Raw genomic sequence first — 15,967 nt, forward strand, 5'->3', positions numbered from 1 at the left:
GATGCTCGCTGCCTCCGGCCTCGGTGCCGTCCAGGCCGCGCCCGTTGCCAGAGAGGAACGCATCGACCTGTGGCCGGCAGCCGCGGCGGCGGACGGCGGCGACCGGGTCATCGAGCGCAGTCGGGATCCGACGCGGCCGGACCGGATCGTCGAGGACGTGCGTACGCCCTATCTCGCGATGTACGCGCCGGCACGTCCCAATGGCCAGGCGCTGCTGGTCGTGCCCGGCGGCGGCTATGCGCGCGTGGTGCTCGACAAGGAGGGCACCGCCTTGATTCCCACCTTCGTCGACGCGGCGGGGATCACGCTGTTCGTGCTGCGCTACCGCCTGCCCGACCGGCGCCATGCTGAAGGGCCCGACGCCCCGCTTGCCGATGCCCAGCGCGCGTTGCGGATCATCCGAGCCCGCGCGCGCGACGACGGCATCGACCCGGCACGCATCGGGGTGATGGGGTTCTCGGCGGGCGGCCATGTCGCCGCCCGCCTGGCCACCCATCCAGCGCCGGCATACACGCCGGTCGACGCGATCGACCGGATCGACGGCCGCCCGGACTTCGCGTTGCTGATCTACCCAGTGATCTCGATGCGCGATGGACTCGCGCATGCCGGGTCGCGCGCCCGCCTGCTGGCCGCGAGCGACGCGCCGGCCGACCTCGCATTGACGCGCCTGTCGCCCGAGCGCCATGTCGACGCACACACGCCGCCGCTGTTCCTGCTGCACGCACAGGACGACCCTGCGGTGCCAGTCGGCAACGCCCTGGCGATGCACGCCGCGGCCCTCGCGGCCGGCGTGCCGGCGTCGCTGCACGTCTTTCCCACCGGCGGCCATGGCTTTGGCGTGCGCGACGCGCACGGGCCATTGGCGCGTTGGCCGCACCTCGCCCTCGACTGGATCGACAGCCTGCCCCCACGCCCATGACCGACACGCCGACCAATCCCCACCGCCGTCGCCTGCTCCAGGCCGGCGCCTTCGCCGGCGCCCTCGCCGCCCTGCCCGCTGCCTTCGCCGCCGCGCCCCGCACCAGCGTCGCGCGCGTGGCGGGCGGCCGCATCGGCGGCGCGATCGAGGACGGCGTACACGTCTTCCGCGGCGTGCGCTACGGCGCCGACACTGCACCGCGACGGTTCATGCCCGCCGCCGCCGCGCCGACCTGGCGCGGCGTGCACGACGCCCTGGCCTATGGCGCGTCCGCCCCGCAGCGCGGCGGCGAAGGCCCGGGCAGTGAGGACTGCCTGTTCCTCAACGTCTGGACACCCGGCCTGCGCGACGGTGCGCGCCGACCGATCCTGGTCTACATCCACGGCGGCGCGTTCTCGACCGGATCGGGCAGCGATCCGCTCTACGACGGCGGCGCGCTGTGCCGTCGCGGCGATGTCGTAGTCGTGACCTTGAACCATCGCTTGAACGCGTTCGGCTACCTGGCGCTGCGCGACCTCGGCGGCCCGGCGCTGGCGCAGTCGGGCAATGTCGGTCAGCTCGACCTGGTGCAGGCGCTGCAGTGGGTCGCGGCGCATGCCGACGCGTTCGGCGGCGACGCGGGCAATGTGACGCTGTTCGGCCAGTCGGGCGGCGGCGCGAAGATCGCCACACTGATGGCGATGCCATCCGCGCGCGGGCTGTTCCACCGCGCCTGGACGATGAGCGGGCAGCAGGTCACCGCGGCCGGGCCGCGCGCCGCCGACCAGCGCGCGCGCCTGTATCTGGACGCGCTGGGCGTGGCGCCCGCGGACGTCGAGCGCCTGCGTACGCTGCCGATGCAGGCGTTGCTCGACGCGCAGCGCGTACGCGACCCCTCGCGCGTGGAGGACAGCAGCCTGTACTTCGGCCCGGTCGTGGACACGGTGACGTTGCCGCGCCACCCGTTCTGGCCGGATGCGCCCCCGCAGTCGGCGCAGATCCCGATGGTGATCGGCAACACGCGTGACGAGACCCGCGCCTTCCTCGGCCACGATGCGGACAACTTCAGCCTGGACTGGGAGGCGTTGCCGGCCAAGCTGCGCACGCAGCAGTTCGTCGATCTCGACCCCGCGGTCGTGATCGCCGAGTACCGGCGGCTGTACCCGGAGTACACGCCGTCGGAGGTGTTCTTCGCCGCCACCACTGCTGGCCGCTCGTGGCGCGGCGCGGTCGAGGAACTGGAGGTGCGCGCCGCCCAGGGCCACAACACCTGGGCCTATCAACTCGACTGGTATCCGCACGGCGGCGAGCGGATGCGCGCGTTCCACACGCTCGACATCCCGCTGGTGTTCGGCACCACCGATCGTGCCGACAGCCGCACCGGCGACGATGCGCGCGCGCGCGACATGGCGGCGGCGATGCAGGGCGCCCTGCTCGCGTTCGCGCGTTCGGGAGACCCGAACCATGCCGGCCTGACGCACTGGGCGCCGTACAGCCTGGCGCGCCGCGAGACGATGGTCTTCGACACCCCCTCTCGGCTCGAGGACGACCCGCGCGGCGGCGAGCGCCGGCTCTATCGCCAGGCGCCGTTCGTGCAGCGCGGCACGCAATAGCCGGGTCGGGCGCCCGGCGCATGCCGGACGCGCCCAAGCGCCGCGCGTACCTCAGCGCACCGGCGCGACGTTGTTCAGGCGTGTGACTTCTTCGGCATCGCCGGGCAGCGTGATCCGCACCTGCGCGCCATCTGGCAAGCGGCCCGCCGGCTGCAGGCGCACGGTCGCGGTGCGCGGACGCAGGTCCCGCGGCGCCGCGAGCGGCGGCAGGTCCGCACGCGCGAGTTCGCGCCCGTCCGCAGTCTCGAGGATCGCCACGCCACCGGGCGCATCGGCATGGCCGAGACTGTGCACCGTCGCCTCGACCGCCCCGTCGACCACGCGCACATCGCCGCGGCCGATGCCGATGTCCGGGCGCGCGTTCACCGGCGTGCCGGCCTCGATGCGCTCGAACTCGAACACCTGGGTCTGGCCGGGCGCGAATGCCAGATCGACCGATGCACTCGATTCGAGCCGGACCTCGCGCGTCTGCGCGCGACCGTCGATGGTCTCGTTGCCGCTGCGGTCCACGCCGCTGACCATGCGCCAGCGCCCGGGGGCGACGTTCCAGCCGGTCATCGTCGCGTGCGCGGTGCGCGTGCCGGTGTTGTGCGCGATGACCTTGAAGCGTTCGCGCGAAGGCGCCGAGACCAGTAGCGCGACCGTTTCCGCCTGGGCGTCGTCGGCGAAGCGCCAGCTCACCGTGTGCCCGGGGTAGGTCGTATTGCGCTTGAGCGCCAGCCCGCCCAGCCGCGCGCGCTGCAGGAATTCGCTCGGCGCTTCGACCCGGTCCGACCACCAGTGGCCTTCGGTGTTCATGTATTCGCGCTGCGCCTTGGCTTGGATGCCGTCGGCATGCAGCGACTCGAGATAGCGCTTGTCGCCGGTCTGCTGCCAGGCGAACACGCTCTGCACGCCGGTCTCGCCGCTGTCGGCCGATTGCTGCAGACGCTGGCCCCAGTCCGCGCGCCGGTCGAGCGCATCGACATAGTTCTCCGCCAGGTTCGACAGACCGGTCGGGCCGCTGCGGTCCACCCGGTACTGCAGCGGGCGAAGGTACTTCGCATCGCCGGTCCAACGCCACGCCGCCCAGTACAGGTGCATGGTGTCGGCGCCGCCGGAGCCGTCGAACAGATCGCCGCCGCGCCGCTCGCCGGTCGCCCAGTGGATCTCGTTGGGGAGCTGCCAGACGCCTTGCTCGTCGGTGTAGGCATGGGCCAGATAGCCGTCGGCCAGTCCGGTGATCATCGCCCGGCTGGTCGGATCGGCATTGAACACGCCGAGCACGAAGGCCGGGTGCAGCACCGGGAACGAGTACGGCTTCTGCCACTGCCAGCGCGGTTCGCGGTAGACCTTGCGCCCGCCGAACCAGTTGCTCGAGAACAGCCGATGCCCCTGCGGGTTGCGCAGCACGATCTTCTCGTCGAGGTCGCGCACGGTCTCCATCAGCCGGGTCATCGTCAGCGGATCGCCCCAGTTGAGCAGGACCATCGCACTGTTGGTGTTGATACCCTCCTCGTAGGCATGCAGTTCGTCGGTCTCGATCGTCGACAGGCCGCCGGTGAACATGCCGTTGGTATAGGCCGCGTCGGCCAGCGCGGTCAGCGAGGCATTGAGCTTGTCGGGCAGCACGCCCATCAGCGCCAGGCCCGGCCACTGCTGCAGCAGATCGCTGTCGTCGGAGATGCCACCGCCGAAGTCGCCGAACGGCACCTGGCGCTCGTCGATCCACCATTCGACGAAGCGCCGGACCGCCTTGAGATCCTCGAGCTGGCGGAACGCCCACAGCGGCACACCGGCCGGTGGCTCGGGCTGCGCGAACGGCGGCCGGCCCTGGCTGTTGTAGCTCATGTAGTTCCAGTACAACCGGCCCAGCGCGTGGTCGGGATCGACCCGCAACAGATCGCTGATGTCGGCGTAGGCGCGTGCGTAGAGTCGCTGACGCTTGGAGGTGGTGTGCTCCTCGACCAGGAAGCCCCAGTTGTCGCGCACCTGGTTGAAGCGGTCGGCGACGTGCTCGACCAGCGCCTCGGCGCGCGGCTTGTAGACCATGCGGATCTGCGCCCCGTCGAGCGCGGCCGCGTCGAAGCCCGGCGCTGCCGAGGCGATGCTGATCCACAGGCTGTCGTCGCTGAGAATGCGATCGCGCAGGTCCAGCCACAGCGTGCGTGCCTGGCCCGGGCGCACCGAGACCGAGACATCGATCATGTCGCGCGCCGGCCAGATCGGGTCCTTGACGCGGATGTTGAGCGGGATCGCGCCGGCGCCGTCGACGGTATGCGTGGCCGGCAGGTCGAGCGCGGGCAGGTCGATCGCGATGCCGTCGAGCCCGTCGTACATGTTCTCCCAACTGTGCGCCCAGCTGCGGATCAGCGGCTGCGCGGCCGGCGCATCGCCGATGCCCGAGGGAATCAGCACATGCACCACCGGCTGCCGCGGCGCATCGGCCGACGCCGGCGCACGCTTGCGATACGCCGCCCGCCCGGGCAGCGCGATCACGGTGCTGCGTTCCTCCGGTGCGAACCGTCCCTCGATATAACCGCGAAGTTCGGCGAGATTGGTGTAGTCGACCTCGGCTCCGCTGCGCACGGTGTAGACCTGCCGGACCGAGGCCGCCGGCTCGTCGGCGGCCTCGACGCGATAGGCCCAGATCTCCTGGATCGGGGTTTCCTGCGCGACGTTCTCGAAGCGCAGATGGCCGCCGCGGCGCAGCGGAAAGTCGTCGACGCTGCGCACGATGCCCTGCGGCCGGTCGAACAGCGGCTGCAGCGTATCCGCATCGTCACCGGCCAAGACGCGGCCGTAGGCAGCGCCGCGAATCTCGACCCGGTTGACCGGCTCGTCGGGCAGGGTCAGATCCAGCGCGCGCCCCCCCTCGACGTAGGTATTCCAGTCCGGCAGCTGGAAGTAGTCGTTGCGCCCACGCAACCGCGAGCGGTTGTAGACGCCGGGCCAGGTGGTCTCGGCGATGCCGTCGGTGGCCTTCCACATCCACTGTTTGAGATCGCGTGTGTCGGCGAACTCGACCTTGCGGATCGACGTGGTCGGCGCGTCGAGCAGCGGCGGCGCCGCGCCATTCTGCCAGCCGTGGCGGAACAGCCAGGCGGCCTGGCGCTGTGCGGGCGCCACCGACGTCGTCGGCGCGGCAAACGCACGCACCGCCTGGACGCCGGCCGCATCGAGCATACGGTCGTGGATGCGGATGTCGTCGAAGTCGCTGCCGCGCAGGAAGTTGTAACGGCTCTGCACCTGATGCGGCGCGAGCACGCGCGCGGCCAGGCCGAACTGGTCGAGGCCGGCGTCATAGTCGAAACTCGCCTGGGCGTTCGCCGGCCGCTCCTCGCGCGCGACCTCGCGTCCGTCCACGTACAAGCGTACGCCGAGCGTCTCGTCCCAGCCGAAGGCGATGTGGGTCCAGGCGTCGGCCGCGGGCGGCGTGTCCATGCGGAACGACACCCGCGAACGTGCCAGGTTGGCATCGGTCACGAACGCATCGAAGCCGTGCCCGTTCCAGTCGATCCGGAGCCACGCCATGTCCCAGCTCGAATGGTCGGCATAGCCGACGCGGAAGATCACGAACGGCGCCTCGCCCAGCGGATCGCGCGCACGCCAGAAGAAGCTCAGGGTGCCGCGCTGCGCGTCGATGTTGCCCGGCGCATCCCACGACAGCACCCCATCGTCGTCCCAGGTGATCGCGCTGCCGCGCACGCCGTCTTCGACCAGACGCACCTTGTCCTGGAAGTTCGGCACCGGATCACCGGCAGCAACATCGGCCACCAGCCCGTGGTCGGCCGAGACATGGAACAGCAGCCGGGGCGCCTGCGCATGAGCGGCGGCAGACAGGCCCAACGCGCACGCGGCGGCCAGGATTCGGATCGACATCGGGTTCAAGCGGTTGCCTCCCTCGACAGATGCGCCGGCCGTAGCCGGCACGTATACGGATTGTCGGACGATGCCACGCCGGCCGCACGCGTTCGATACGCCAACGACGATGCGCCAGGCGTGTCGCCGCAGCCGACGCAGGGTGGGCTCAGAAGCGATACCGGGCACCGACGTAGTACTGCCGCCCGGTCACCGTGTAGCGGTCGGGCAGCATCAGATCCGAATCGACATAGCGCCGGTCGGCGGTGTCGAGCAGGTTGATCGCCTCGAACGTCAGACTGAGCTTGTCGTTGACGCGATAGGACATGTTGAAGTCGACGTTGCGCACGCTGTGCTTGCCGGTCACATCGGCCGTGGCGAGCTGGTTGCCGTCCAGGTCCCAGACGTTCTCGCGGCTGAGCACCTCGCCGATGTAACCGTCGCGGTAGCTGGTGGACGCGCGCGCACTGAAGCGGCCGTCGTCGTAGTACAGCGTGGCGTTGTACGAGTTGGGCGAGAGGTTGACCAGCTGGTTCTCGGTCACCTGGGTCACCACCGAGGCATTGCTGTTAGCCGCGGTGCTGAACACGTACTCGATGTCCGAATCGACGTGGGTGTAGTTCATCTGCACGCCGAAGTTGCGCCAGAACCCGGGCAGGAACGAAAACGGCTGCTGGTAGGTCAGCTCCCAGCCCTTCAGCGGGCCGCCCGGCGTGTTGTAGTAGCTCTGCACGTTGAAGATCGTCTCGGGCGTGAAGCCCGGCGGCAGCAGATCGAGGGCGTAGCCCAGGTCGGCCCACGTGCTCAACAGGCGGGTGCGCTGCACATAGCTGTCGATGTCCTTGTAGAACACCGCCGCCGACAGCAGTCCGCCCTCGGCGAAGTACCACTCGGCGCTGAGGTCGTAATTGGTCGAGCGGAACGGATCGAGCTTGGGATTGCCCAGGTTGATCGAGAACACCCGTCCATCGTCGAAGAAGTTCGTCGGCCCACCGCTGACACTGGGCGACATGTAGGTCAGGGTCGGCCGGGCCATGGTCTTGGCGGCGCCGAAGCGCAGCACGACGTTCTCGGCCACATCCCACGACAGGTTCAGCGACGGCAGCACGTCGGTGTAGCTGTGGCCGACGGTGGTGCCCACCAGTAGGCGCTCACCGGCATCGGCGGTCGCGCTGGCCACGCCGAAGAAGCGCTCGCAGTTCGCCTCGCCGCCGGTGGGGCACGGTGCCCAGCCCGACGCGTCGATCTGGGTCCGGACCACGCGCACACCGACATTGCCGCGCAGCGCACGCTCGAGCAGGTCGGTGTTGAAGTCGAGCTGGCCGTAGACCGCCATGCTGCGCTCGGTCACCTCGAAGTTGTTGTTCGAAGCACCGAAATGGCCGATGCCGGCCAGCCGATAGTCGCCGCCGGGTATGCCGTTGTCGGCATTGCTGTAGATGTCGAGCAGATCGGCGATGCGATCGAAATCCGGGATCAGCCACGAAGCCGGCATGCTGCCCGACAGGTTCTTGCCGAAGCCGTCAAGCGTGGTGCTCAGGTCGCCCAGCGTCACCCCGGCCGGCAGCGCCTGCGGCAAGCGACCGTAGCTGATATGGCGGTACTCCTGGCTGCGCATCTCGTAATCCTTCCACGCCAGTCCGGTGCGGAAGGTCAGGCTCGGCGTGAAGTCGACGGCCAGATCCACCTTGGCGCTGTCGAAAGCGTTCTTCACATAGCTTGGATTGAGCCGCACCTCGCTGATGTTGGCGCCGCGCGCGGTGCCGTTGCTGTTGACCGGTACCGAACCGTAACCCAGCCAGGACCAGGCATCGGCGCTGCTGGCGTCGAACGGGAACGTCATGCTCGGCATCCGCGGATCGCCGCGCATGTCCAGCACGAAGCCGTCGAGATTGGTGTTGTCGAAGCTGACCATCGAGAACACCGGCCGCGCGTAGTCGGACACCGAATGCCCGAGCGTGGCGTCCAGGCGGACGGCGTCGTTGAACCGGTGTTCGAGCTGCAGGCTGAACTGCTTGAACTCGGTCGATTCCTCGATCTGGCTCGACTCGGTGCGGAAATCGACATTATCGAACACGCCGTAGACCAGGCGATTGCGGTCGTCGACCTGGGCTTCGCGCACGATGATCTGGGTCTTGCCACCGAGATTGGCCGCGCGATGCAGGTTGGCGCCGAGCGAATCCTCGCGCTGGTCCTTATCGAGCTTGGAATACATCGCGTCGAAACTCAGCAGGGTGTCCTCGCTGATCCGGAACTGCAACGCGCCGGTCACGCCGAGGCGTTCGATCTCGTGCTTGGTGCGGATGTAACGCGGGTAGCGCGGGATCCAGGCGTTGGTCGCGGTCTCGTAGGCGTCGATGTTCGCCTGCGACCCTTCCGGCCGCGGCAAGCCGGTGCCGCAGTTGGCCGCGTCGATGCCCCAGGTGCCGTAGCCGTTGTTGCTACTCGGGTTGCCCAGTTCGCCCGACGTGGGGTTGCGCGGCGTCTGCGGATCGTAGCCCGCGGGCGAGCAGAAGCCGTAGGTGCCGTTGTTGTTGGCGTTGGACTGGTTGGAGTTGCGGTGGTTGCCATGCTCCCAGCGCACCGGGTTGTAGCCTTCCTCGTAGATCGAACGCTCGCTGTAGGACGCCGACAGCAACGCGCCGACCCGGCCATCGGCCCAGGTGTTGCTGATCAGGCCCGACACGCGTGGATCGCTTTCCTCCGATAGCTGGTTGTAGCCCAACTGGCCGCTGGCCGAGGCGCGGAAGCCGTCGAAATCGAAGGGGCGCGAACCGCGCAGGTCGACCGTCGAGCCCAGCGAGCCTTCATCCATCTGTGCCGACTGGGTTTTGTTGACCTTGACCTGGCTGAAGAGCTCGGAGGCGAAGGTGTTGAAGTCGAAGCCGCGCGAGCGGTTGACGCCAGCGCTGCCGCTGCCGGCAGTCGCCAGCGCTTCCAGACCATTGAGACGCACGCGCGTGAAGTCCGAGCCCAGGCCGCGCACGGAGATCCGCTGGCCCTCGCCGCCCTCGCGATCGATCGAGATGCCCGCCACGCGCTGCAGCGACTCGGCGAGGTTCTGGTCGGGGAACTTGCCGATGTCCTCGGCGAAGATCGCATCGACTTGCTCGATGCTGTAGCGCTTCTCGTCGAGCGACTTCTGCAGGCTTTCGCGATAGCCGGTGACCGTGACCGCGGCCATATCGGACACGTGTGCGGGACCTTCGGCGGCCTGCTGGGCAAAGGCCGGCGATGCCAGCGCGACGGCGACGCCGGCCGCGAGCATGGAAACCGGTAACTTCCGGCGATCGGTCGCGTGTTGCATGGTCGGCTCCTCCCCCTGTGTCGCGCATCGAGCGGTGACATCAGCACCGCGCCCCAGGAATGACACCGCTGGTCATTCGGGCCGAAACGGTAACAGCGGCGACATGCGCGGCGCATCTTGCAGCGCAACACGCGCGACATCGACGCGTGCATCGAACACGCGCAGGCACCGAGAGATTCCCGTCACGCGCCTGCATTGCGCTGGCCCGCGCACACAAAAACGGAGCGGCCCGAAGGCCGCCCCGTTTTGCCACACGCAGATCGATCAGAACTTGTAGCGCAGACCCAGCAAATACTGGCGACCAGTTTCGCTGTAGTCGAGCGGCAAGCGAGAGGCCGCACCGATCCAGGTTTCCGAAGGCTCGTTGGTGAGGTTGATCCCTTCCAGGCTCAGTTCGATTTGATCGCTGATCCGGTAGCGCAGCGACGCATCGATCGTCGTGGTCCCATTCTGTCCATGCACGTCATCGGTGAAGCCCGCCTCCTGGCCTGGTACCAGGATCAGGTAATCGTCGCGGTTCGTGGCCGACACGCGCCCCGAGAAGCTCTCGCCCTCGTAGAACAGCGTCGCGTTCCAAGACGTCTTCGACGAGCCGAGCAGGCGCTCGCGTAGCGAGGTCGCGCCGCTCGCCGTCACGTACTGGATGTCGGTGTCAACGTAGGTGTAGTTGAGCTGCACGCCGAAGTTGCGCCACGCACCGGGCAGGAAAGTAAAAGGCTGAACGTAGTTCGCCTCGAAGCCCTTGAGCGGGCCGCCAGGGGTGTTGAGCGGCACGCTGAAGACGAAGTCGTCGTTGACAGTCGCCCCCGTCCCTTCGAGCAGGCTGGCCGGCAGCCCGCTTGACGCGTAGCTGCGCACTTCCCGGAAGGGCTGGATGGTCGTCTTGAGATCCTTGTAGAACAAGCCCAGGCCGAGCATCGCGCCTTCGTTGAAGTACCATTCGAAGCCCAGATCGGCAGTATCGGCGCGAACTGGATCGAGCGTGGGATTGCCGCCGCTGACGGTACGCGCACCGCCGCTGACGTTGACCGTGACACCCGGCGTCAACGAACCCAGGCCCGGCCGCGACATCACGCGCGCAGCGCCGAAACGGATCAGGAAGTCCGGCGCGATTTCCGCGACAAGATTCATCGACGGCAGCGTATCGCTGTACTCGCGCGACACCGTCGAGGTGACCGGAGTGCCGCTGGCGGTCGCGATACCCGTCGAAGACTGCTTGGTGCGCACGTAGCGAACGCCGAAATTACCCGAGAACGGAATACTGCCCAGATCGGTCGAAAACTCGGCCTGCAGGTAGATGCCGCGATCCTGTTCCTCGACGCTGCGGCTGTTCACCGGACGATCGAGTAAGGCGAATGTGCCCTCGCCACTATAGATGTCGAAGTAGTCGGCGACGCGCTCATAGCTCGGGATCACCCAACTGCCGGGGCTGCCGGCGATTCCGCTCAAATTGCCCTGACTGGTCAACTCGGGCGGGACGATGAGGCTGCCATCAGCGAATGCGGGTACCGCGAGTTCCGAGCTCCGACGCTGCTCACGCGTCGAGAACGTATAGTCCTTGGCCTGTACGCCGCCTTTGAGCCGGAAGCCAGGGCTGATGTTCCAGTTGAAATCGACCTGCGCGGTGTCGAACTCGTTCTCGACGTACTGAGGCCGCAAACGAATTTCTGCCAGCGTCCAGCCGGTCGGATCGAGCGGGTCGATACCGTAGTTCAACACCGGCTTGTAGGGATCGCCCCGGTAGTCATAGCTATAGCCGTCGACGTTGTACTTGTCCATGATGATCGTGGTCTGGATCGGATTCTCGTGCACGGAGCTTGAGGTACCGATCTTTCCGGACAGGGTTAAGTCGTCGGTGACGATGAACTTGCCGTCCAGCGTCAACTGCTTGAAGACTGTGTTCCACTCATCGTGGCGATTCTCCGAGCGGATGTCGACATCGTCGAACAGACCGTAGACCAACGCGCCGTTGCCGTCGATCACACCGTCGCGGACGATGGTGTGCGGCTTGCCGGTCAACGGATTGGTCGCTGGGTTCGGAGTCGCATTGCCGCGACTGAACGAGATCGCCTCGATGTACTTCTCATCGCGAACCGCATCGATCTTGGAGTACAGGCCGTCGAGTGCGAACTCCATACGGTCGTTGGGTTTGAATTGCAGCGACGCCGTCACCCCGGTGCGCTTCTGGTCGTGCTCCATCAACGTGTAACGTGGGAAGCGCGGATGATAGACGTCGCTGCGGCACGCGTCCGGGAACGGCGAGGTGTTGGTCGGACTCGTCGACGTGGGACATCCGTTGAAGCCGCCATTGCTCGGCCCGTTGGCCCAGCGTCCCGTGCCACTGCCCTCTTCCAGCGTCTGTCGCTCGCTGTAGGCGGCCGACAGCAGTGCGCCAAAGCGACCGTCAGCCCAGGTATTGGCGATCAAACCGGCAACCCGCGGATCGGCTTTCGCCGCCATGTCGCTATAGCTCGCTTGGCCACTGGCGACGACGGTAAGCCCATCGTAGTCGAACGGGCGTGCGGTCCGCAGGTCGACCGTCGCGCCGAGTGAGCCCTCTTCCACGTCCGCCGACGCGGTCTTGCGCACGATCAGCTGCGAGAACAGGTCGGAAGCGAAGACGTTGAAGTCGAAGCCACGTCCGCGGTTGGAACCGCCACTCTGATCGGATCCACCGACGGTTGTCAGCGCCTCCATGCCGTTGATGCGCACGCGGGTGAAATCAGGGCCCAACCCGCGGACGGTGATCTGCCGGCCTTCTCCCGCGTCGCGCGCAATCACCACACCAGGAATGCGCTGCAGCGATTCGGCGAGATTGAGATCCGGGAACTTGCCGATGTCCTCGGCAACGATCGCATCGACCACGCCGGCCTCGCCGCGCTTGATGTCGAGTGCCTTTTCCACGCTCGCGCGATAGCCCACCACTCGCACCGTGTCGAGCTCGGCGGCCTGGTCGTCAGCAGCGGCGGGCTGCTGCGCGAGCACCGGGAAGGCGGCCGCCTGAAGCGCCAGCGCGATGCCGGCCGCCAGCAAGGTAACCGGTGTCTTTTTTGAATCGACCCACTGCCTCATACGTCCCCTCCCAGGGTGCCCGGTGCATGGTGTGGCGCGGCTTGACTGCATCGTCGCGCTTGCTAATGTGGTGACGGCGCCCGAAATGACACCGCGGGCCAAACGCTATCAGAACGCCGCCGGCGAAGCATGCTGCGGCGCGACAGACTCACCTTCCGGCCTGCGCGCGTCGCCGGCCCACCCCCACAGGTCATCGCTCATGGGCAAGCGCATCCTCTGTTTCGGCGAACTGCTGCTGCGCCTGGGCGCACCGGGGCGCGAACTCCTGCTGCAGAGCCGACAGTTGCAGGTCCACGTCGGCGGCGCGGAAGCCAATGTCGCGGTCTCACTCGCCCGGTTCGGACACGACAGCGCATTCGCAGGCACCGTCGCCGACAACGCGCTCGGCGAGGCGGCGCTCGGCGAGTTGCGCCGCCACGGCGTCGACGTGTCGCGCGTGCACCGCGTTCCCGGACGTATGGGGCTGTACTTCCTGGCGACCGGCGCCGGCCTGCGCCCCAGCGATGTCGTCTACGACCGGGCCGACTCGGCGTTCGCATGCGCCGCGGCCGAAAGCTACGCCTGGCCGTCGCTGCTGGACGGCATCGACTGTCTGCATGTGTCCGGCGTGACCGCCGCGGTCGGCCCGGCCAGTGCGCAGGCTGCCGCCGACGCGGTTCGCGCCGCGCGCGCGCATGGCGCGCTGGTGTCGTTCGACGGCAACTTCCGGCCGAAGTTGTGGGCGACGTGGAACGACCGGCCCGCGCCGCTGCTGCAGGCCCTGTTGGCCGAAGCGGACGTTGCATTCATCGACTATCGCGACGTCGACCTGATCCTGGGGCCGGAGGCTGGCGAGACGGCGCTGCCGAGCGCCGAGCGCACGATCGCCGCCGCCGCGCGCGCATTCGCGCGTTTCCCGCATCTGCAGCGGATCGCCTGCACCCAGCGCGACGTGCGCAGTGTGGACAGCCACTTGCTCGGCGCCTTGCTCGTGCACCGCGACGGCGCGATCCATCGGCTCGATCCACGACCGGTCGACGGCATCGTCGATCGCATCGGCGGCGGCGACGCCTTCGCCGCTGGCGTGCTGCACGGCGTGCTGTCGGGCATGGAGGACGCGCAGGCACTGGCATTTGGGCTGGGCGCGGCCCGCCTCAAACACAGCGTCCCTGGCGACTTCAACCTCGTCGGCGCGGACGATGTCGCCGCCCTCGTCGACAGCGGCCGCCTGGACGTTCGCCGCTAAAAGAAACAAAGAACCGGGGTCAGAGTGCATTTTTTCCTGCAAGGAAAATGCACTCTGACCCCGGTTTGGTATGACGCGGGAGGGCTAGAGCTCGCAGAAGCAGTAGGCGACGGCCTTGACCGGCTTTCCGGGCACGGGCGTCATCACGCTCTCGAGCAGGCGCAGATCCTGTTCTGCCCGCGGCGCGGCGCGCGACAGCAATCCGCGCGCCAAGTCGCTGTGACCGAACAGCAGGCTGCCGGCGCGGCCGCTGACCAGGCCGGTCAGGAAGCGCCCGAACGGCGTCGCGGTCTTCTCGATGTAACGCACGCGCCAGCGGTCGGTGCCGAGTTCGGCGAGTTCGGCCGCCTTGGCGATCGCGGTGCGCAGGCCGCCGAGTTCGTCGACCAGGCCGCGATCGAGCGCCTGGGTACCGCTCCACACGCGGCCGCGGGCGACGGTGTCGATCTCCTCGCTGCTGCGACCACGCGCATCGCCGACCTTGCCGATGAAGTTGCGATAGCCACGATCGATGATCGCCTGGATCGCCTGCCCGGCCTCGGGCTGCAGTTCGCGCGACAAATCGAAGGCGCCGGCGAAGCGGGTCGTGCCGACGCCGTCTGTGCGCACGCCGATCTTCTCGAGCGTGCGCGGGAACGTGGGCACCAGCGCGAAGATGCCGATCGACCCAGTGATCGTCGACGCATCGGCATAGATGCGGTCGGCGTTCATGCTGATCCAGTAGCCGCCGGATGCCGCGACATCGCCCATCGACACCACCACCGGCTTGCCCTCGGCCTTGAGCGCGTCGACTTCGCGGCGGATCTGCTCGGACGCGAACACTTCGCCGCCGCCCGAATCGACACGCAGCACGACGGCCTTGACGTGCTCGTCCTCGCGCGCCTCGCGCAGCAGCGCCGAGGTCGACTCGCCGCCGATCGTGCCCGGCGGCTGCTCGCCGCCGGTGATGCCGCCTTCGGCGACGACCACCGCGACCTGCGCGCGCCGGTCGGTCGCCCGCGGCTCGACGTGGGTCAGAAAGTCCCGCATCGCGATCTGGCGGAAGCCGCCGTCGGCATCGTCGTCGGCGACACCGCGCTCGACCAGCAGTTGCTCGACTTCCTCGAAGGTCTTCAGCCCGTCCACGTAACCGTGGTCGAGGGCGTAGCGCGCCAGGTCGCCCTGGGCGGCGGCGATGCCGGCCGGCAATGTGTCGATTTCAGCATTGACCACTTCGGGCGTGAGCCCACGCGCCTTGGCGATGTCGGCCACATGCCGCTGCCAGATGTCGTTCATCCAGTACAGGTCGGCTTCCTTCGACTCGGGCGAGGCGCCGTCGAGGATGAACGGCTCGGCCGCGGACTTGTACTCGCCGACCTTGAACAGATGCATGTCCACCGACAGCTTGTCGGCCAGCGCCTCGCGGTAGTACTGGCGATAGCCGCTCAGGCCTTCGAGGATCATGCCGCCCTCGGGATCGAGGTAGACCTCGTCGGCCTGCGCGGCGAGCAGGTACTGCTGCTGGCCGAAATACTCGCCGAACGCGACCACTTGCTTGCCGGCCGCACGCAACTCGGCCAGGGCATCGGCGATCTCACGCATCGACGCATAGCCCGAGAACGTCAGCCGGTCGGTCCGCAACAGCACACGCTCGATCCGATCGTCCTGCTTGGCCGCTTCGAGCGCGCGCAGCACGTCGCGCAGCTGCACCTCGCCGCTGCCGCCGCCACTACTTTCGGCCAGTGCGCGCGTCAGCGGATCGCTCCGATACTGCTCCACGAGCGCGCCTTCGGGCGCGATCACCAGCGTCGTGCGATCGAGCAGCGGCGCCTGCCGCGAGCCGCCGCCGACGATCGCCAGCAGCACCAGCAGCGCGAACAGGAACAACAGACCGAAGAACAGCAGGTTCAAGATCAGCCTGCGGATGAAGTTCATGCCGTCCCAGAGACCGACGATGAAGCGCGTCAACGGCGCGCGCGGGGGCTGAACAACGGTACTCATGCTCGATACGACTCCATTAGAAAAGGGCCCGG

Annotated in this window: 7 protein-coding genes; 3 read left to right on the forward strand and 4 right to left on the reverse strand. The window is 67.9% G+C overall.

Annotated elements, in window-relative coordinates:
- Position 1: 1 nt before the first annotated feature.
- Positions 2 to 919 (forward strand): alpha/beta hydrolase, encoded by a 918-nt coding sequence (locus tag MNO14_RS13030; protein ID WP_241946342.1) that lies wholly within the window; start codon positions 2 to 4, stop codon positions 917 to 919.
- Complete coding sequence (locus tag MNO14_RS13035) at positions 916 to 2,511, forward strand: carboxylesterase/lipase family protein (protein WP_241944146.1); 1,596 nt, start codon at positions 916 to 918, stop codon at positions 2,509 to 2,511. Before MNO14_RS13030 ends, MNO14_RS13035 begins: the two co-directional genes overlap by 4 nt.
- Before the next feature lie 51 nt (positions 2,512 to 2,562).
- Here MNO14_RS13035 and MNO14_RS13040 read toward each other — a convergent pair whose 3' ends face one another.
- The 3 genes from MNO14_RS13040 to MNO14_RS13050 all read right to left on the reverse strand — a co-directional run bounded on the left by MNO14_RS13040 (position 2,563) and on the right by MNO14_RS13050 (position 12,730).
- Entirely contained in the window at positions 2,563 to 6,372 is a 3,810-nt protein-coding gene (locus tag MNO14_RS13040) for a LamG domain-containing protein (RefSeq protein WP_241944147.1), read from the reverse strand.
- Positions 6,373 to 6,520: 148 nt separating this feature from the next.
- Entirely contained in the window at positions 6,521 to 9,658 is a 3,138-nt protein-coding gene (locus MNO14_RS13045) for a TonB-dependent receptor (protein ID WP_241944148.1), read from the reverse strand.
- Between the two features lie 264 nt (positions 9,659 to 9,922).
- On the reverse strand, positions 9,923 to 12,730 hold the full coding sequence (locus tag MNO14_RS13050; RefSeq protein WP_241944149.1) for a TonB-dependent receptor: 2,808 nt from the start codon (positions 12,728 to 12,730) through the stop codon (positions 9,923 to 9,925).
- A 199-nt stretch (positions 12,731 to 12,929) separates the two neighbouring features.
- Between MNO14_RS13050 and MNO14_RS13055 the strand changes: the two genes are divergently transcribed.
- The gene (locus MNO14_RS13055) at positions 12,930 to 13,955 is read left to right on the forward strand and encodes a sugar kinase (protein ID WP_241944150.1); all 1,026 of its coding nucleotides are present in this window, start codon (positions 12,930 to 12,932) and stop codon (positions 13,953 to 13,955) included.
- 84 nt (positions 13,956 to 14,039) lie between these two features.
- Here MNO14_RS13055 and sppA read toward each other — a convergent pair whose 3' ends face one another.
- On the reverse strand, positions 14,040 to 15,935 hold the full coding sequence (gene sppA / locus MNO14_RS13060) for a signal peptide peptidase SppA (RefSeq protein WP_241944151.1): 1,896 nt from the start codon (positions 15,933 to 15,935) through the stop codon (positions 14,040 to 14,042).
- Positions 15,936 to 15,967 lie beyond the last annotated feature (32 nt).

This window comes from Luteimonas sp. S4-F44, from assembly GCF_022637415.1.
Lineage (GTDB): Bacteria > Pseudomonadota > Gammaproteobacteria > Xanthomonadales > Xanthomonadaceae > Luteimonas.